Source organism: Nocardia rhizosphaerae (assembly GCF_042650365.1).
Lineage (GTDB): Bacteria > Actinomycetota > Actinomycetes > Mycobacteriales > Mycobacteriaceae > Nocardia > Nocardia rhizosphaerae.
The window spans coordinates 961,621-979,223 of the sequence record NZ_JBHSBA010000015.1 but is presented as its reverse complement, the minus strand read 5'-3'; the positions used below and the strand labels follow the sequence as shown (position 1 = coordinate 979,223).

The following is a 17,603-nucleotide window of genomic DNA, read 5'->3' as shown; positions in this document are numbered from 1 at the left end:
TCAGGACATGCCGATTCCGGCCACGCCCGCCCGCCCGGCCGCGCCGGGGGAAGCGCCGCCGCGGGCCCGGTTCCTGCGGGACAGCGCGATCGTGGCGCACCGGAATCTGCTGACCATCCTGCGGGTGCCGACCCTGCTGGTGACCGCGACCATCCAGCCGCTGATGTTCGTGTTCCTGTTCGCCTACATCTTCGGCGCCTCACTCGGCGGCGATCAGTACCGCGAATTCCTGCTGGCGGGCATCTTCACCCAGACGGTGGCGTTCAATGCCGCCTTCACCACCGTCGGGCTCGCCGGTGACCTGCAGAAGGGCATCATCGACCGGATGCGGACGCTGCCGATGTCGCGGCTGGCGGTGCTCATGGGCCGCACCCTGTCGGACCTGGTGGTGAATGTGCTGAGCCTGGGGGTGATGGTGATCTGCGGCTATATCGTGGGCTGGCGCATCCACGGCAGCCTCGCCGACGCGGCGCTGGCCTTCGCCATCATCCTGCTCTTCGCGTTCGCGATGTCCTGGGTCGGCGCACTGACCGGCCTGATCTCGCCGACTGTCGAGGTGGCGCAAAGCGCGGGCCTGATCTGGATGTTCCCGCTGTCGTTCATCTCCTCGGCGTTCATCTCCGCGCAGACCCTGCCGGGTCCGTTGCGCACCATCGCCGAATGGAATCCGATCACGGCGGTCTCGGCGGCGGGACGCAAGCTGTTCGACAACGACGCCCCGCCGTCGTTCGCTCCCGCCACCGGATGGGCGGCCGACAACTGCGTGCTGTACGCGGTGATCTGCTCGCTGGTGATCCTGGCGATCGCGATGCCCGCGGCACTGCTGCAGTACCGGAAGGTCGCCAGCCACTAGCACCGGCCGATACGGCGAAGGCCGCCTCCCGGACCGGGGGCGGCCTTCGCCGTATCGTGTCCGCTTCCTAGCCGCGGCGGCGGGTCTTGAGCAGTTCGAGGCGCTCCTTGAGCAGCTCCTCGAGCTCCTCCTTGCTGCGCCGTTCCAGCAGCATGTCCCAGTGGGTACGCGGCGGCTTGACCTTCTTGGTCTCCACCGACGTGCCCTCCATCAGCTGCCCCTCCTGGCCGTTGCGGCACAGCCAGGTGGGCGGGATCTCCGCGTCGTCGGCGAACGGGACGTCGAATTCCTCACCGTTGTCGGTGCGGTAGCGGGCGATCCGGCGTGGGGCCAGGTCGTGGTCGCGATCGGTCTCGTAGCTCACCGCTCCGAGCCGACTGCCCCGGAGTACGCGATCTGCCATGTGTGCTCCCTGTCTTCGGTGGCTGGCGCCGTATCTTCGGCGGATGGTGCTGTGCTTCGGCGGCGGGTGCCGCGGTTCTACCAACAACGTGCGGGACGTCTGAACTGTTCCATTGTAGTGGAACCAGGAAGTGCGCCGGTCGCGCCGGGAGCCGTGCCCGCTGAGCGAGACCTGAGCCGCGGAAACGGGCACCGGGCGGCTAGGGTTTCGCAGCATGTCGCGCAGTCGCCTGCTGTCCTGCCTGTGGTGCGGGCGGGAGATCGTGGATTCCGAGTCGGGTCGCCGTCGCCGCTATTGCCGCCAGTCGTGCCGCCAACGGGCCTACGAGCACCGCACCAGTCTCAAGGGGACCGGGATCGCGGAGGACGCGGTGGTGCTCTCGGCACAGGAGGCCAGCGATCTGGCCGACCGCTGGTTCGCCGCGCGGTGCGCCGCGGAGGACGTGGCCACCGCGGTGTCCGAGGGCGCCGAGCACGCCGAGCTGGCCGAGCTGAGCGCCACCCTGGTGCAGCTGGCGAGGGAAGCCGAGCGGCTGCGCTGAACCCGCTGCGGCACATCGGGGGTCAGCGCTGGGTGAGCTCGGTGCCCGCGGCCGGCTCGCGGCCGCGCAGGTACACCGCCGTCACGCCGCCGCCCACCAGCACCGCCAGGGCCGCGGCGGCGGCGCCGGTCGCCGGATCGGGGCTGGTCAGTGGCTGACCGCGCAGCGCCTGCCAGAGAACGAGGGTGAGCAGCCCGGTGTAGCCGAGCACCCCGACCCCGAGCAGGGCGGCCCGCACCGTTTCGGTGCGCAGCCAGCGATACCGCGATGCCAGCGCCGTCAGGACCACCACGAGTACCAGCAACACCTGGATGCCGTGCAGACCGACGAAATGCGGGATGCGCAGATCGCCGCCGGTGGTGCTCCAGTGCGTGATCGGCATGGCGCCGAGTCCGTCCCGCGCCGCGTCGCCGGTGGCGCCGCCCGCGACGACCGTGTGTCCCGCCATGAGGCCGACCACGGTGCCGTCGGCCTGGCGCACCAGTTGCGGGCCGGTGAAGCCCATCAGATAGCCGAGCGCCATCCCGGCGACCGCCAGCCACAGGCCCGCCTTCAAAGCGATCCTGGTCGGCCGGTCGGCGAGTTTCTGCCACGAGATGATGGCCGCGAGAACGAGATTGGCGACGAACAGACCGGGCACCCCGAACGCGAACACCTGCTGGCCGATCTGATTGACCGGGTCGGTGGCCGTGTTGAAATGGCTGAAGGTGCCCCGCGCGGCCTGCACGGCGATGAAGCCGACATCGGCGACGCCGGTGACGGCGAAGACGGTGCCGAGCCACCAGGTGACCCGGCGCCCGCGGTGCGGCAGCCGCAGAATCCAGGCCAGCGTCACGCCGTAGAGCGCGAAGGCGAACCCGAACTTGGCCGGTTTGAGCCACACCGATTCGCCGAGCAGCATCCGCTCGTCGACGAGCATGCCGACGAGCGACACCGCGACCAGCACGGCCATCAGCGCGGAGTTCACCAGCAGCGGTCGGTGCCAGGGCGCGCGGGCGGTGCCGGTGCCTGCCGGGGCGGTGCGGAACCGGACGCGGAACAGCGGGTGGGGGAACTCGATCGTCGCCATGTCCAGACGGTAGAAATGCGGTGCACCGCAACAACTCCCGCTGCGGAACCGTCGTCGCCCCCTACCCGGGTAGGGGGCGAGTCCTACCCTGGGTGCGGCCGGGTCAGATGCCGAGGCGCCAGACGGCCGCGTCGACCGCCCGTGGCGAGACCGTCGCGAGGATCTGCAGGATCCGGGTGTAGCGGGGGTACAGCTCGACCGGTCTGGTCCTGAGGGCGATCCCGATCCACTCGGCGGCCCGCTCGGCCGACAGGGCCGCCGCCTCGTCGTAGGCGCCGGTGGGGGCGATCATCTCGGTCCGCACCAGCGGAAATCCCACCGTGGTCACGTGCACGCCGCGCGCGCGGGTCTCGGCGCCGAGGCTGCGGCCGAACGCGGCGAGCGCGGCCTTGGAGGCGTGGTAGGCGGTGAACTTCGGCATGGAACCCGCCGCGACGCCCCAGGTGGCGACATTGACGATGTGCCCGTCGCCCGCGTCGAGCATGGCGGGCAGCAGTCCCATGGTCAGCCGGGCCGCGCCGAAGTAGTTCAGCGCCATGGTCCGCTCGTAGTCGTGGAACCGGTCGGTGGCCTCGGTTGCGCGCCTGCGGATGGATCGGCCCGCGTTGTTCACCAGCACCTCGACGGTGCCGTACCGGTCGAGCACGGTGGCGGCGAGACGGTCGGTGTCGTCGGGGTCGGACAGGTCGCAGGTGATGCTCTCGGCCAGGCCGCCCTCGGCGCGCACCGCGTCGCGGACCCCGAGCAGCGGTTCGGCGGTGCGCGCGACGAGGATCAACCGGGCGCCGTCGCGGCCGAGTGCGTGCGCGGTGGCGCGGCCGACGCCCGACGACGCCCCGGTCAGCAGGACGGTCTTGCCCGCGATGTCGTGGCGGTCGCCGAGGATCAGCCGCGCCATCGTGCGCGGCAGGACGGGCGGATTGAGCAGCATCGACTGGGCGAGGCGTTCGAGCACCGGGACTCCTGGATGATCGGGTACGGTCTCTCGACCGTAGACCTACCTCATCGTAAGTTACAACTTGGTCAATTCGCGCTCGGTGCTGCCTCGGGCAGGATTTCGGCCAGCAGCGGCGCCCACTCGTAGCGGCGCTCCGGAAAACATCGGTCGACCAGCTCGCGCATGATCGACGGCGCGATCGAGGCGCCGGGCGAGGCCCCGAGCAAGCCGGCGATCGTACCGTCCGCACCGGTGACCAGCTCGGTCCCGAACGTGAGCGCCCCGCCGCGGCGGCCGTCGGGCCGCACCAGCTGCGCGCGCTGCCCCGCCCGGATCAGCTCCCAATCCGCCGGATCCGCGGTCGGGTAGAAGCGCCGCAGCTGGGCGAACTTGTGGCGCGGGGATGCGAGCAGTTCACCGATCAGGTATCGCACCAGCCCGAGCTCGCGCAGGCCCGCCGCCACCAGCGGCACGATATTGTGCGGCCGCAGCGTGGTGAAGAAGTCGGTGAGCCTGCCGTGGCGCAGCAGCCTGGTGCTGAATGTGGCGTACGGGCCGAACAGCAGCGCGGCGGTACCGTCGACCTCGCGCCGATCCAGATGCGGCACCGACATCGGCGGGGCGCCGATCGCGGCCTGGCTGTAGGCCTTCACGGTGTGCTCGGCCACCACCTCCGGCTCGGTGGTCCGCAGGAACTGCGCGCCGAGTGGGAACACGCCGTAGCCGCGCACCTCCGGGATGCCGGCGCGCTGCAACAGCCGCAGGGCATACCCACCCGCGCCGACGAAGACGAACCGGGAGCGCACCAGGAACCGGGCGCCGCTGTCGCGATCACGCCCGCGTACTGTCCACAGCCCGTCGCGCTCGCGGGTGAGTCCGGTGATCTCGCGATGCAGCCGGACCGCGTTGCCCGCCGCGCGTGTCGTCGTCAGCAGCGACCTGGTGAGCGCGCCGAAGTCGACATCGGTGCCCGCGGAGTGCCTGGTGGCCGCCATCGGCTCGCCGTCCGCGCGGCCGCGCACCAGCAGCGGCGCCCAGCTGCCGATCACCGTGCGATCCTCGGTGTACTCGAGCTCGTCGAAGCCGGGTAGCTCGCGCAAGGTCGCGCAGCGCCGTCGCAGGTAGGCGACGTCGCGGTCACCGAAGACCACCGTCACGTGCGGGGTCGGCCGGACGAAGCCCGCCGGGTCGGCGAGCCCGTCGCGTGCCGCCAGCGCCGACCAGAATCGCCGCGACAGCTGGAACTGCACGGCAATCGCGGCCGCGGTACTGCCGTCGGCGGGGTCGGGCATGTAGTTGAGTTCGCACAGACCCGCGTGCCCGGTCCCCGCGTTGTGCCACGGGTGACTGCTTTCCGCGGCAGGCTCGCCGAGGCGCTCGAACAGCGCGATAGACCAGTCCGGGGCCAGTGTGCTGAGCAGGGCGCCGAGCGTGGCGGACATGATGCCGCCGCCGATCAGCACGGCGTCGAGGACGTCGTCGTCGGGGGACGCGGGGCGGATGGGTGTCGTCTCGGTCATCGTCGAACCTCCCGTGAGCTGTGTTCCGCCATCGTCGCGCTGCCCGGAGTAATCCGTCCATCGCGGAATTGACGCCGATATCATCCGAATATGGATGAATACGGCGTGGCGGGAGCACTGGCGGTCGCACCGCTGCTTGCCGCCTTCGACGCGGCGGCCGAGACCGGCAACTTCACCAGGGCGGCACAGCGGCTAGGGGTACCGCAGTCCTCGCTGAGCCGCCGGATCAAGGCGATCGAGCAGGCGCTGGGGGTGGCGCTGTTCCAGCAGTCCGGGCGTGGGGTCACCCTCACCGCGCAGGGGCACGCGCTGCACGAGCGCACCCGGGGCCTGGTCGGGGCGCTCGACGACGCGGTGCGGGCCGTGCGCGCGGACGCCGACCCCGACAGCGGCCTGGTCCACTTCGGTTTCCCGCTCACCCTAGGGCCGGTGAGCATCCCGTCGCTGCTGGCCCAGTTCCACGCAGGCGCGCCGCGGATCCGGCTGCGGCTGGTGCAGGCGCACGGCGAGGCGCTCGCCGAGCAGGTACGCGCGGGCACCCTCGACCTGGCCGTGATGATCCCGCCGCCGCCGGACCTGCCGAGCGTGCCGCTCGGTCGCCAGCGCATCGACCTGCACGTGGCCCGCACCCATCCGCTGGCCCGAGCGGGCCGGGTCGCCCTCGCCGAGCTGGCCGAGACGCCCTTCATCGCCAATCCACCCAGCTATCAGCTGCGGGCACTGCTCGATTCCTGGTGTGCCGCAGCTGGATTCATGCCACGGGTACTGTTCGAGATCACCGAGTTCGACACGTTGCGCGAGCTGGTCGCGCTCGGGCTCGGGGTCGCGCTGCTGCCCGCGGCCGAGCAGCCGCACCCCGATCTGGTGATCGTGCCCATCGATGGCGAACGCGACCGCGAGATCGGCCTGGTCTCGGGAGACCATCGGCCGACCCTCGCGGTCGCGCGGCTACGGGAGTTCCTGATCACGCGCGCGGCGCGGATCAGCACGGTGTGAGATCAGTCCTGGGCGACGCCTGCGTCGACACCGCGGGCGGCGAGCCACGCATGCGGGTCGATCGGGCCCAGTGCCGGATGATGCACCTCGTAATGCAGATGCGGGCCGGTGGACTGGCCGCGGTTACCGACGGTGGCGATCACGTCGCCGGCTTTGACCTGCTGGCCAGGCTGCACCAGGATCTCGTTGACATGGCCGAAGACACCGATGGTGCCGTCGTCCTGCTGCATCCGCACCCACAGCCCGAAGCCGGACGCCGGACCGGTCTCGATGATGGTGCCGTCGGTCACCGCGAAGATCGGCGCGCCGATCGGGTCGCCGAAGTCGAGGCCGTTGTGCGCGGTGCCCCAGCGGGCGCCGAAGTACGAGGTGAGCCTGCCGTTGACCGGGCGAACGGTCTGCGGGCGCGGCGGCGGTGGCGGGGCGAGAACCGGCAGTGGCGGCAGCGCCTGCTGGATGGCCTCGCGGTGCTCCTCGAGGAACGCCTCCACGGGTGCGATGCCCTGCGGGCCCTGGGCCACGGCCGGGGTGAAGGCGGTGAGACGATAAGGCGACTCTCCCGTGTGGCCGGTCGAGCCCGCGACGATGCCGGTCTCGGCGGTCGGGGCGCCGGGTTCGCCGAAGGTGGCGACGGAGGTGCCGACGAGTGCGGACAGCGCCACCGCACCCGCGACAACGCCTCCCCAACGGCCGGCGAGGGCGTCGGAGACTCGAGCAGATAACGGGTTGGTCACGAACATGTCTCGAACGTAGCGAACCCGTGATCTGGGCGGCGAATCCTGTGGTCGTGATCACGACCGGCTATAACCCCAGTTGATCTATAACATTGCGATAACGGATGGGGAAATTCCCGGGACCGACCGGGGGGAATGTCCAGGACGCAAGATCATTGCCGGATCGGCCCTTCCGGGGGACACTGATTCAGTGGACGCTAACGGAGTCCGGGCGATCACCGCCCTGTCCGACCCCACCCGGCGCGTGATCTTCGAGGCCCTACCGCAGGGTCCGCGCTCGGTGGCCGACCTCGCCGCGGTCGCCGGCATCACCAGCTCGGCCGCCTCCCAGCATCTGCGCGTGCTGCGCGAAGCCCACCTGGTGAGCATGCGTCGCGACGGCAACAAACATCTGTACTCGCTCGATCCGCGCGGCCTCACCGACGCCCGCGACTATCTCGAGCAGTTCTGGCCGAGCGCGCTCGCGGCACACGCCGCGCGGCTGCGCGAGGCCGCGGCGCCCGAACCGGCTCAGCCCACCCGGCGGTAACGCGACCGGCTCGATTCGGCCCAGTCCTGCTTGTCCAGCTGGGCGTCTACCGCCGTCACCACCTCGGGAACCCCGATACGCAGCAGTCCGGGGTCGGGGGTACGGGCGTCGGGGTCGCCGACCTGGCCCGCCCACAGCACCGCGTGCCTACCGAGCAGGTGCGCGGGCGGCCCGCCCCGGCGCGGCGGTGTGGGGCCGAACAGCAGCACGGTGCGGGTGCCGAACGCGGTCGCCAGGTGCGCGACACCAGTATCGCCGCAGATCAGCAGTGCTGCCTCGGCGACAGTGGCGGCCAGGTCGGTGAGGTTCTGCCTGCCCGCGAGCACCCGGTCGTCGGGTAACCCGGCCTGCGCGGCCACCTGTACGGCGATGTCCCGTTCGAACGGATCGCCGGTGAGAACGACGTCACGGCCGAGGACGAGCAGGTGCCGCACCACGGCCGCGAAGCGCTCCGGCGGCCAGCGGCGCGCTGGCGCGCCTGCGCCGATGTGCACGACGACGCAGTCGCGCCTGGCGAGCGAGGCCACCGGCGGGACCAGGCCGAGATTGCGCCGGTCGGCCGCGATCCCTTCCGACTCGAGCAGCCGGCACCACCGATCCACCGCGTGCGCCTCGGGATCCCAGCGCGGGCCCGCCAGCTTGGGCAGCGCGGGGGCGCGGTGCCCGATGATCCGGTACGCGCCGGTGTCGGCGAGCGCGCGGGCGCTGGCGCTGTCGGCGCCGTGCAGGTTCACCGCCAGTTCGGGCGCCGGCCCGTCCCAGATCAGCGCCGCCGGATCGGCGGTGGGGACCAGTTCGTCGACCGAGGAGATCAGGTCGACGATCTGCTCGAGTCGATGCGGCGCCGCCAGCACGATCTTGCTGCGCGGCTCGGCCCGGCGCAGGGCACGCAGAGCCGGAACCGCGGCGAGCAGATCACCGAGGCCCCGGGCTTGCAGCACGAGTACAACCGACACTTCCTTGACCTACCCGAGACCCCGAGGCGTCAAACGTTCTTACATTCGGCGGCGTGGCGGTGCTCACGGCCCGCCGTCGCGAGTCATGGCCGCGGCCCACGGTCGATCGCGACACGGCAACGCCGCCAGCTAATATCGGGAATACCAGAGCGGACCGGCATAACATCTCGTCATGACGACAAATACCGTGATGGGGAGTCCGCTCGCGGCTCTGGCCAAGAAAACCTGGCAAACAATTCTGGTCACCGGCATCCTCGCGGTGATTCTCGGCATCATCATGCTCGTCTGGCCCGGTCCGTCCGTGCTGGTCGCAGGCATCCTGTTCGGCGTCTACATGGTGCTGAGCGGCATTTTCCAGCTGATCGCCGCCTTCACCCACCTCCCGAGCACCAGCTTCCGCGTGCTCTCGTTCATCAGCGGTGTGTTGTCGCTGATCATCGGCATCTTCTGCTTCCGCGACGAGCTCACCTCGATCGTGCTGCTGGCCTTGTGGATCGGCATCAGCTGGCTGTTCCGCGGGATCGCCGTGTTGTTCGCCGCCATCGCCGATTCCGGCGTCCCCGGCCGCGGCTGGCAGATCTTCTACGGTGTGATCAGCGCGATCGCCGGTGTCATCGTCATCGTGTGGCCGATCAGCTCGATCACGACGCTGGTCCTGGTGGTCGGCATCTTCCTGATCGTCATCGGCATCATGGAGGTCATCACGGCCTTCGGTGTGCGCAAGGACGCACAGGTGCTGGAAGAGCAGGCGGTGTAGCCGCCACACGGGAACTGTTCGTCGGGAATCGGCCGGTGTCTGCGGGCACCGGCCGTTTTCGGGTGAACTACGCTGGCCGATCATGGAATTCGTTTACAACCTGGTGGTCGTCACCCATCTGCTCGGCATGGCCGCCCTCGTCGGTGGCTTCGCCGCCGCGCGGCCCGTGGTCTCCGAACTCATGGTGTGGGGCGCCCGCGCCCAGCTGATCACCGGCGTGATCCTGGCCGGTCTCGCCTCGGCTGTCGATTCGCTCGACAAGGAGCCGGATACGACCAAGCTGGCCGTCAAGCTCGGGCTCGCGGTCGTCGTCACCGCACTCGCCGAGATGGGTCGGGCCGACGCCAAGCGCGGCAAGCAGATCAACTGGATGACCGACGTCGCGGGCGGGCTCGCGATCCTGAACGTCGCCGTCGCCGCGCTCTGGAACTGAACCAGCACCCCGCGTGAATCAGCTCGCCGCGCGCGCCCGGCGGGCCAGTTCCACCGTGGCCGCCCGCAGCTCGCCGATCTCGGTGAGCGGTTGCGCGTAGCCGACTCTGGTCCTGGCGACCCCGCGCGGTGTCTCGACCCGGAGTTCGAGGCCGTAGCGGTCGGCGCGCTCGCAGCTGGCCGCGGTCGCGTCGGGGAAGCCGCCGAGCTGGCTGGCCATCGCGAGCAGGGCATCGGCGTGATCGGCGTTGAGGTGCGCGATGCCCGGCCCGGCCACCGGGACGATCGGGTCGGGGTGCGCGGCGAGGTATTCCTCGGCGGTGGCCGAGTCCATCCGGCCGTATCCGCCGACCCAGCGCACCCGCTGGACCCGCAGCACCCACAGGGTGAAGTCGTTGTAGTCGATGTAGTACTTCGCCGCGGGCACGGCGGCGAGGTGCGCGGCGCGCGCCGCCTCGGCCTCGGCGCCGACCGGCTTCTCGACCACCCCGGCCAGGGTGATTCGGGTGCCGGACAGAGGATCGGCGGGCATATCCGGGGTGACGATCGCGATGCTGGCCCGCGGATCGGCGGCCAGGTTACGGCCGTGTTCGGCCAGGTGCGAGACGCAGAGCACCGGCGCGCCGTCGAGCAGGCCGTAGGTGACGAACGAGGCCCACGGCGCCCCGTCCCCGGTGAGGCTGGCCAGGGTGCCCGTATTGGTCGCGGCCGCAATCGTTCTGGCCTCCTCGGCCGCGGACGGCCTTGCCTCGCTGGCGGGCGGAGTCAGCGGCAGCGGGATGGCGGGTGCGTCGCCGGGATCGCCGTGGTCGAGAGTCATGGCGACAGCGTATCCACCTCGGCGCTCGGATGGGGGCGGCTCGACAGCCAGGTGTGCAGCGCCAGATACACCGCCTCGTGATTGAGCAGGCTGAAATGGTGCGCGCCGGGAACGTGCAGACCGTCCACGCCGCCGAGGCCGATCCGGCGGGTCCGGCCGCGACCCGAGCCGCTGCCGATGAGCACGAGGCCGTCGCCGATGATCCGGCCGAGCGGATGCCGCGGGCTGCGGGTGACGGTGGCGGTGACGAAGTAGTGGTCGGCACCGGCGAGCAACGGCACCTCACGCACCGCGCGCCTGCGCAGCGTTTCGGCATCGAGATCGCGCCAGTCCTCGTCGACCAGCGAGCCGTGCCGCAGGTCGCGGATGCCCGCGCTGCGCCTGCGCAGCAGGGTGGCCAGCGGCCGGGTCTCGGGGAGCCGGTGCAGCGCGGCGGCGGCGTAGTGGACGGCCTGCTCCAGCGGTGCGCCCAGATGCGGCGAACCGAGGCACACCACCTGGCGGACCGCGCGTACCCACGACTCGCCGGCGGTGTCGGCCAGCTGACAGGCACCGCGCGCGACCAGCCCACCCATGGAGTGGCCGAGCAGGCAGATCTCGTGCACCGGCAGCGGCCATGCCGCGACGAGGCGGGCCAGCAGCACGCTGAGCAGGGCGGCGTTCTCGGAGATGTGCAGGCCGGTGTTGTACCGCACGAAGATCGGGGTGTAGCCGAGGTCGACGTCGAGGCGTTCACCGTAGGCGGGGCGTCCGCCGAGGCGCCAGGCGTGCTCGGTCTCCACGAGCCCGTGGACGTGCACCACCAGCCGGGTGGTCGGGACGGCGTAGTGGGCGGCCAGCTGTTCCGGCGGCACCGGGGCGCCATCGACCCGAAAGGTCATGGGGGAGGCCAAGATGGGCGCCTCGTCCTCGAGTTCGTCGCCGATCAGGCCCTGCAGGGCGGCGAGCGCGCCCGCGCCCCAGACGGTGCGCGAGGGAGCGGGTACGCCGGATACCTGCACCGCGCTCGCCACTTCGCCTACCACGAATCCGGTGCCGCCGATCACCGCGTACACCCCGTCGGTGATCGCGTCGTGCACGCGCTGCACGGGAGTGGCGGCGGGGCCGACGCCGGCGCGGACCGCCGCGAACACCCGGTCGGAGATGGCGCGGTGGATGGCCGCGATTCCGTCGACCGCGCCGACGAACTCGTCGCCCGCCAGGCGGGTGAGTGCCTGTATCTCGGCCTGGGACTGGGGGAGCTGCTCGGTCACGAGTTTGAGAGTACAACTGTTCACTGAAATGTGGGATTTTCGGGGTGGAGTCATGATCGAGCGCCCTGCCGACCGGTGTGCCGTCACAAGAGCCACATTCCGATACGTAGATATAAACACCAACGCATGCGAATCGGCTGACGCTGACAAGAAGAAGAACCGCAAGGACGGCGGGGGGAGTTGCCCGCTGTCCCTGCGGCGAGATCAGGGCTACTGCGTGAGGGCGTACCAGAGCGCGCCGAGCGTGCCGAGCACGAAAAGTGGGGAGAGGACCCAGGTTTCGACCCGGTTGCCGGTCCGCTCGATCAGCGGTACCCGCGTGCGCAGCGGGAACGGCCACAGCAGCCGGCAGCCGCGGTCGGTGAGGCAGTCGCCGAGCAGATGCGCGAGGCAGCCGAGCCCGACGCAGATCGGCAGCCACGCGGGCCGGTCGACGATCCAGTGGTCGACGGCGAAGGTCCCCGCGGTCGCCAGCACGATGACCGTCCCGTAGCTGCGCACGTTCTTGCCGGGCGGACACAGGTGCAGTGCCCGAACGGCCAGCGCGAGCAGGAAGAAGACCACCGCGAGGGTGAACGGCCTACCGAGAAAACGCTCCCCGGCCCAGGTGGCCGCGACCGCGGCGACGACGAACAGCAGCGAATGGGTGCCGTGCCGGTGCCCGCCGGAGACGAAGGAGATGAACCGGCACAGGTGATGCGATACCGGTCCGAGCACATGCGAGATGGTGCCACTGGGGTGGTCGGCGTCCGGCAGCAGCGCGGCCCCCGCGGTGAGGAAGGTTCCCATGATGAGTTCGGCGATCCCGAATCGGGTTGTCTCGCTGTCGAACAGGGGAAAGGTGGCTACCGTGAGTGGCAGCGCCGCGGCGGTCGCCGCCCAGGCCAGCGCCCCACTCGTCGCATGTGAATGTCCAAGCACCCGACGACGTTAGACGACCTCACGACTCGGTCGCATCTGCCGAGGCAGCGCGCGGGCCCGGCGGGGAATGCGGCGCGGAACCGGATGGTTGGCGCAGAGGACGACCGCAGCGAGAGGACGAGGATGAACGCATTCAACGAGCAGGTGATCGCGGAGTTCCGGGCCAACGGTGGCCGGGTCGGTGGCGTGTTCGAAGGTAACGAGCGCATGGTGCTCATCACGACCGCCGGCGCGAAATCCGGTCGCTCGGTCACCAATCCGCTGGTGTATCTGCCCGACGGCGAGCGCATCGTGCTGATCGCCTCCAGCGGGGGCGCCGACCGCCACCCGGCCTGGTATCACAACCTGGTCGCCGACCCCGAGCTGACGGTGGAGCTGCCGTCCGAGACTTACACCGGCCGGGCCGAACTCGTCGCCGAGCCCGAACGCACCGCACTGTTCGACCGGATGGTCGAGCAGATGCCAGGCTTCGCCGAGTACCGGGACAAGACGAGCCGGACCATCCCGGTCTTCGCGGTGTACCGGTCGCCGTCGCGCGTCGTCCGCGCCACCAGGGACATCGCCGCCGACGCCGCCACACTCTTCGCGCTGATCGCCGATCCCGCCGAACAGCCGCGCTGGGACGGCAACGACAATCTCGCGCAGGCGAAACCGGGGCAGCGGGTACACGCGGTCGGCGCGGTGTTCACCACCACCCTCACCAACGGAGCCGACCGCGACAATCATGTGGTGGAGTTCGAGGAGGGCCGCCGGATCGCGTGGACTCCGTCGGAGCCGGGCAGAACCCCGCCGGGACACCTGTGGCGCTGGGAGCTCGAGCCGGTCGACGACCGCACCACGCGGGTGACCCACACCTACGACTGGACGACGCTGACCGACCCCAAGCGCGAGGCACGGGCCAGGGCCACCACCGCGGACAATCTGCTGGCCTCGGTCGATCGCCTGGCCGCGGTCGCCGCGAGCTGACCCCGTCGGGACGCGAAACACCCCGCGAGCCTTCGGGTCTCGCGGGGTGCGGTCGTCGCGGGGGCCGCTACGTGGTCACCGGGGTGCGGGTGGCCCGCTCGATGAGGTACTCGACCAGGTGGGTCAGTACCGCCTTGGCCGACGGGCGATCGCGCGCGTCGCACAGCACGACGGGGGTGCTCGGATCGAGATCGAGCGCGTCGCGCACCTCCTCGACCGTGTAGCGCGGCGCGCCCTCGAAGCAGTTCACCGCGATCAGGAACGGCAGCCCACGCCGCTCGAAGAAGTCGACGGCGGCGAAGGAGTTGCTCAGGCGCCGGGTATCGGCCAGCACGATCGCGCCGAGCGCGCCGCGGCACAGTTCGTCCCACAGGAACCAGAAGCGGTCCTGGCCGGGTGTGCCGAACAGGTACAGCACCAGGTCGCGGTCGATGGTGATGCGGCCGAAGTCCAGCGCGACCGTGGTCGTCGACTTCTGCTCCACCCCCGACAGATCGTCGACGCCGCTGGAGACCTCCGTGATCATCTCCTCGGTGCGCAGCGGCGCGATCTCGCTGATCGAGGAGACCATGGTGGTCTTGCCGACGCCGAAACCACCGGCGATGAGGATCTTCACCGAGGCGGCCAGGTGCGGGCCGCCCGGTGCTGTGGGGTCAAAGTTTTCGGATGCCATCCAGAACCGCTCGCAATACGTTGAGGTCCCCGGCGCCGGCCTCGGCCGCCACCGGAGCCCGGAAGATGAGGTGGCCCTCGCCGATGAGATCACCGACGAGGATCTTGGTCACCGCCAGAGGAAGTTTCAGCACGGCCGAGACCTCGGCGACCGACTGCGGCTGTTTGCACAGCCGGGCGATCGTCGCGTACTCGGGTTCGGGCCTGCGCAGGGTGGGGGCGGGATGCACGGCCACCACCACCGTGAGCATGTCCAGGTCGTGCGCCGCACCCATGGTGCGGCCGCGGGTCACCGCGTACGGGCGGACCAGCGGTCCGGCCGCGTCGTCGAACCACGGATCACCGAGTCGAGTCATGCCGATGCTTCCTATAGCTCCGCCAGGCCGTGCCGCGGTTCGGTCGACAGATAGCTGCCGACCCGCTGCACGGTGAGATTCATTTCGTAGGCGACCATGCCGAGGTTGGCCGACTCGTTCGCCTGCAGGGCCAGGCAGGCGTTGTCGCCCGCCGAGGTGACGAACAGGACCGCCCGGTCGAGTTCGATCACCGCCTGCCGCACGCCACCGCCGTCGAAGCGGCTGCCCGCGCTGCGCGCCAGCCCGTGCAGGGTCGAGGACATGGCCGCGAAGTGCTCGGCGTCCTCCCGCGTGATCTGTGCGGAGCGGCCGAGCAGCAGCCCGTCGGTGGACAGCACGACCGCGTAGCGGACCCCGGCCAGCCGGTCGACGAGATCGTCGAGCAGCCAGTTGAGATCACCTGGGTGAGAAGTGTTCACCTCAGCCTTCCTGTTCATCTGTTGTCGAGCGTGGGTCGTGGCCGGTGGCCTCGGCCGCGGTCAGTGGTTTGCGGCCCTGCCTGGTGCCGTTCTCGATCGCGGACATGATGTCGCGCGCCTGTTCCGGCGACCGGGGCCGCTGTGTCCCGCCCGCCGCGTCGGCGGTGGGTTCCTCGCTGAGTTCGGGCGCCAGGTTCGTCTGCCGCTGGCGGCGGGGCAGCGCGGGCCGTTCCGCGTTGTCGGCCGGGGCGGCCGCGAATTCCGGTGCGGCCGGGTAATCCGGCGCTGTTCGCGGCTCCGGCGCCGTGGCGATCGGCGCGGGCGGGTCGGCGAGCAGGGTGGCGACCGGCGCCGGGGTCGATTCGACCGCGGCCGGCGGGCCGGTCACCACGGCCGCGGGCAGCCCACGACGCTGCGCGGACGACAGTGCGGGCGGCGTGCTCGGCAGATCGTGCTCGTCGGCGAGCAGGGTGGTGGGAATCAGCACGATGGCACGGATCCCGCCGTAGTCGGATTCGCTGAGCCGCACCGAGACTCCGTGCGCGGTGGCGAGGCGGGCGACGACGAACAGGCCGAGCCGGGAATCGGCGGACAGGGTGCCGACACCGAAGTCCGGCGGGGCGGCCAGCATCGCGTTGTAACGCTCGAGATCCTCGGGCTTCATGCCCATGCCCTGATCGGTGATCTCGATGACCACCCCCTTGCCGACCACATTGCCGCCTGCCTCCACCCGCGACTGCGGCGGCGAGAAGGCGGTGGCGTTGTCGACGAGTTCGGCCAGCAGGTGCACCAGGTCGGCGACGACGGTACCGACGACGCTCACCTCCGGCAGCTTGGTGACCCGCACCCTGGCGTAGTCGAGGGTCTCGCCGATGGCGCTGCGTACCACGTCCATCACCGGTACCGGTTTGCGCCACTGGCGGCCCGGTCTGCCGCCGCCGAGGATGATCAGGTTCTCGGCGTTGCGGCGTTCGCGGGTGGCCAGGTGGTCGAGCCGGAAGAGGGTCTCCAGCAGCGCCGGGTCCTCCTGCTTGCGTTCGGCTTCGTCGAGGATCTCCAGCTGGCGGTGCACCACGATCTGGCTGCGGTGGGCGATGTTGAGGAACACCGCGCGCACGCCCTCCCTGGTGCGGGCCTCGTCGACGGCGGCGCGCAGCGCGGCCGCGGCGGCATGCTCGAACGCCTTGGCGACCTGGCCGATCTCGTCGCGCCCGAAGTCGAGGGTCGGGGCGATCTTGTCGGGATCGACCTCGCCACCCTCGCGCAGCGTCCGCATGGTGGCGGGCAGCTGGTCGTCGGCGAGGGCCAAGGTTTCGGTGCGCAGGCGGCGCAGCCTGCGGATGATCCGGTTGGCCAGCAGGACCGCGACCGCGAGCACCAGGCCGGTGAGGGCGAGGACACCGCCACCGGCGGCCCAGGCGAAACTCTCGGACTGGCGCGAGGTGTCGGCTGCCAGGCCCTGGACGTAGCGGTTGTGGGCCGAGTACAGATCGAGCAGGGCTCTGGCGACGGTGGCCACCGCGCTCTGCCATTCGGCGGCCGATATCGGCAGTGGTTCCGGTGTGCTCTGCCGGGAGCCGCTGCTCGTGCTCTGGGTGTTCTCCGGCGCGGCGTAGCGGCCGATGATCGCGCTCTCCACGGCCGCGAGCTGCTGCCATTGCGGCGAGGCGATCAGCGACTGCATGACCTCGCGCTCGCTGTCGGTGAGTTCCGGGGCGAGCTGGGTGAGCTCGGTGCGGTAGAAGCCGGTCTGGCGGATGAACTCGTCGAGCGGTACCGCGAATTCGCCGTCCGCGGCCACCAGCGCGGCACCGAGGGCGGCGCTGCGCGACATCGATTCGATCCCGTTGAGCAGCCGCATCCCCTCGCCGACACCGGCGGAGACCACGGCGTTGGGTGCCTCCTTGACGACGAGCTTGGTCCCCGAGACGAACCCGTCGAGCACGAGATTGAAGAACATGTAGGCCTGATCGGCGGGGAGCATGCCCGCGTCCGCGCCTGCCCGCACGCCGCTGAGGTTGGTGCGGAACTGCTCGTACTCGGCCTGGCTGTCGCCGAGATCGGTATTGTCGACCTCGCGCAGCTGCTGGTTGATCACGTTGAGGACTTCGGTGGCGGCGTCGGTGCGTGCTCTGGCGGCGGCGAGCGCGGGGACCGTGGAGGTGTCGCCTGCGACGAGCGACAGGGTGAGGTGACGTTCGGACTGGATCGCCTCGATCATTTCCTGGGTCGGCTCGACCGCGCCCTGGAGCGAGGAGGCCCACTCCTTGGCCGTATTGCTCTCGTTGACCAGGTATCCCGCCGTGCCGACCCCGACCACCACCAGCGCCACACTGGGAATGAGAGCGATCGCCAGAATCCGGGTTCGAACACCGAGTCTCGCTAAGAACATCGCCATAACGTAACGGAATCGTTGCACTCTTGTCGTGCCTGTCTCGCTGAGCGAGACGTGATTTGGTTTGTCCCCGA

General features: G+C 70.4%; 20 protein-coding genes and 1 pseudogene. 8 read left to right on the top strand and 13 right to left on the bottom strand.

Features of this window, described 5'->3' with window-relative positions; all coding sequences use genetic code 11:
- Positions 1 to 7: 7 nt before the first annotated feature.
- Entirely contained in the window at positions 8 to 853 is an 846-nt protein-coding gene (locus tag ACFOW8_RS26800) for an ABC transporter permease (RefSeq protein WP_378554687.1), read from the top strand.
- A gap of 67 nt (positions 854 to 920) precedes the next feature.
- Here ACFOW8_RS26800 and ACFOW8_RS26795 read toward each other — a convergent pair whose 3' ends face one another.
- A complete protein-coding gene (locus ACFOW8_RS26795) occupies positions 921 to 1,256 on the bottom strand; it encodes an RNA polymerase-binding protein RbpA (RefSeq protein ID WP_378554314.1) in 336 nt (111 codons plus the stop codon).
- A gap of 214 nt (positions 1,257 to 1,470) precedes the next feature.
- On the opposite strand from ACFOW8_RS26795, the gene ACFOW8_RS26790 reads away from it, so the two are divergent.
- Complete coding sequence (locus ACFOW8_RS26790; RefSeq protein WP_378554313.1) at positions 1,471 to 1,797, top strand: hypothetical protein; 327 nt, start codon at positions 1,471 to 1,473, stop codon at positions 1,795 to 1,797.
- A 22-nt stretch (positions 1,798 to 1,819) separates the two neighbouring features.
- On the opposite strand, the gene ACFOW8_RS26785 is transcribed toward ACFOW8_RS26790, so the two are convergent.
- From ACFOW8_RS26785 to mqo, 3 genes are all read right to left on the bottom strand, one after another.
- Entirely contained in the window at positions 1,820 to 2,866 is a 1,047-nt protein-coding gene (locus ACFOW8_RS26785) for a hypothetical protein (RefSeq protein WP_378554312.1), read from the bottom strand.
- A 103-nt stretch (positions 2,867 to 2,969) separates the two neighbouring features.
- The gene (locus ACFOW8_RS26780) at positions 2,970 to 3,797 is read right to left on the bottom strand and encodes an SDR family NAD(P)-dependent oxidoreductase (RefSeq protein WP_378554686.1); all 828 of its coding nucleotides are present in this window, start codon (positions 3,795 to 3,797) and stop codon (positions 2,970 to 2,972) included.
- Positions 3,798 to 3,889: 92 nt separating this feature from the next.
- Complete coding sequence (mqo, locus tag ACFOW8_RS26775; protein WP_378554311.1) at positions 3,890 to 5,323, bottom strand: malate dehydrogenase (quinone); 1,434 nt, start codon at positions 5,321 to 5,323, stop codon at positions 3,890 to 3,892.
- Between the two features lie 90 nt (positions 5,324 to 5,413).
- Here mqo and ACFOW8_RS26770 point away from each other — a divergent pair, with 90 nt between their 5' ends.
- The gene (locus ACFOW8_RS26770) at positions 5,414 to 6,319 is read left to right on the top strand and encodes a LysR family transcriptional regulator (RefSeq protein WP_378554310.1); all 906 of its coding nucleotides are present in this window, start codon (positions 5,414 to 5,416) and stop codon (positions 6,317 to 6,319) included.
- Positions 6,320 to 6,321: 2 nt separating this feature from the next.
- Here ACFOW8_RS26770 and ACFOW8_RS26765 read toward each other — a convergent pair whose 3' ends face one another.
- A complete protein-coding gene (locus ACFOW8_RS26765) occupies positions 6,322 to 7,059 on the bottom strand; it encodes a M23 family metallopeptidase (RefSeq protein ID WP_378554309.1) in 738 nt (245 codons plus the stop codon).
- Positions 7,060 to 7,243: 184 nt separating this feature from the next.
- Here ACFOW8_RS26765 and ACFOW8_RS26760 point away from each other — a divergent pair, with 184 nt between their 5' ends.
- Complete coding sequence (locus ACFOW8_RS26760) at positions 7,244 to 7,582, top strand: ArsR/SmtB family transcription factor (RefSeq protein ID WP_378554308.1); 339 nt, start codon at positions 7,244 to 7,246, stop codon at positions 7,580 to 7,582.
- On the opposite strand, the gene ACFOW8_RS26755 is transcribed toward ACFOW8_RS26760, so the two are convergent.
- Complete coding sequence (locus ACFOW8_RS26755; protein ID WP_378554307.1) at positions 7,564 to 8,538, bottom strand: glycosyltransferase family 9 protein; 975 nt, start codon at positions 8,536 to 8,538, stop codon at positions 7,564 to 7,566. The two genes, ACFOW8_RS26760 and ACFOW8_RS26755, sit on opposite strands and share 19 nt — an antisense overlap.
- A gap of 172 nt (positions 8,539 to 8,710) precedes the next feature.
- Here ACFOW8_RS26755 and ACFOW8_RS26750 point away from each other — a divergent pair, with 172 nt between their 5' ends.
- Together ACFOW8_RS26750 and ACFOW8_RS26745 are read left to right on the top strand one after the other, a co-directional pair.
- A complete protein-coding gene (locus ACFOW8_RS26750; RefSeq protein ID WP_378554306.1) occupies positions 8,711 to 9,295 on the top strand; it encodes an HdeD family acid-resistance protein in 585 nt (194 codons plus the stop codon).
- 82 nt (positions 9,296 to 9,377) lie between these two features.
- Positions 9,378 to 9,728, top strand: a complete 351-nt coding sequence (locus tag ACFOW8_RS26745; protein ID WP_378554305.1) for a hypothetical protein — start codon at positions 9,378 to 9,380, stop codon at positions 9,726 to 9,728.
- 18 nt (positions 9,729 to 9,746) lie between these two features.
- Here the strand turns inward: ACFOW8_RS26745 and ACFOW8_RS26740 are convergent, their stop codons facing one another.
- The 3 genes from ACFOW8_RS26740 to ACFOW8_RS26730 all read right to left on the bottom strand — a co-directional run bounded on the left by ACFOW8_RS26740 (position 9,747) and on the right by ACFOW8_RS26730 (position 12,721).
- On the bottom strand, positions 9,747 to 10,547 hold the full coding sequence (locus ACFOW8_RS26740; RefSeq protein WP_378554304.1) for a HugZ family pyridoxamine 5'-phosphate oxidase: 801 nt from the start codon (positions 10,545 to 10,547) through the stop codon (positions 9,747 to 9,749).
- Positions 10,544 to 11,800, bottom strand: a complete 1,257-nt coding sequence (locus ACFOW8_RS26735) for a lipase family alpha/beta hydrolase (protein WP_378554302.1) — start codon at positions 11,798 to 11,800, stop codon at positions 10,544 to 10,546. The genes ACFOW8_RS26740 and ACFOW8_RS26735 overlap by 4 nt, the downstream gene beginning before the upstream one ends.
- Positions 11,801 to 12,010: 210 nt before the next feature.
- The gene (locus ACFOW8_RS26730; protein ID WP_378554301.1) at positions 12,011 to 12,721 is read right to left on the bottom strand and encodes a metal-dependent hydrolase; all 711 of its coding nucleotides are present in this window, start codon (positions 12,719 to 12,721) and stop codon (positions 12,011 to 12,013) included.
- Between ACFOW8_RS26730 and ACFOW8_RS26725 the strand changes: the two are divergent.
- Both ACFOW8_RS26725 and ACFOW8_RS26720 read left to right on the top strand, forming a co-directional pair.
- Positions 12,710 to 13,225, top strand: a pseudogene (locus ACFOW8_RS26725) (nitroreductase/quinone reductase family protein); the annotation flags it as partial. The gene ACFOW8_RS26730 and the pseudogene ACFOW8_RS26725 sit on opposite strands and share 12 nt — an antisense overlap.
- A gap of 12 nt (positions 13,226 to 13,237) precedes the next feature.
- Positions 13,238 to 13,687, top strand: a complete 450-nt coding sequence (locus ACFOW8_RS26720) for an SRPBCC family protein (protein WP_378554684.1) — start codon at positions 13,238 to 13,240, stop codon at positions 13,685 to 13,687.
- Positions 13,688 to 13,754: 67 nt separating this feature from the next.
- Here the strand turns inward: ACFOW8_RS26720 and ACFOW8_RS26715 are convergent, their stop codons facing one another.
- From ACFOW8_RS26715 to ACFOW8_RS26700, 4 genes are read right to left on the bottom strand one after another with little or no spacing between them, the layout of a single operon-like run.
- A complete protein-coding gene (locus ACFOW8_RS26715) occupies positions 13,755 to 14,360 on the bottom strand; it encodes a GTP-binding protein (RefSeq protein WP_378554300.1) in 606 nt (201 codons plus the stop codon).
- On the bottom strand, positions 14,341 to 14,715 hold the full coding sequence (locus ACFOW8_RS26710) for a DUF742 domain-containing protein (protein ID WP_378554299.1): 375 nt from the start codon (positions 14,713 to 14,715) through the stop codon (positions 14,341 to 14,343). The genes ACFOW8_RS26715 and ACFOW8_RS26710 overlap by 20 nt, the downstream gene beginning before the upstream one ends.
- Positions 14,716 to 14,726: 11 nt before the next feature.
- Positions 14,727 to 15,152, bottom strand: coding sequence for a roadblock/LC7 domain-containing protein (locus ACFOW8_RS26705; protein WP_378554297.1), 426 nt, complete (start codon positions 15,150 to 15,152; stop codon positions 14,727 to 14,729).
- Positions 15,136 to 17,526 (bottom strand): sensor histidine kinase, encoded by a 2,391-nt coding sequence (locus tag ACFOW8_RS26700; RefSeq protein WP_378554296.1) that lies wholly within the window; start codon positions 17,524 to 17,526, stop codon positions 15,136 to 15,138. Before ACFOW8_RS26700 ends, ACFOW8_RS26705 begins: the two co-directional genes overlap by 17 nt.
- Between the last annotated feature and the right edge of the window lie 77 nt (positions 17,527 to 17,603).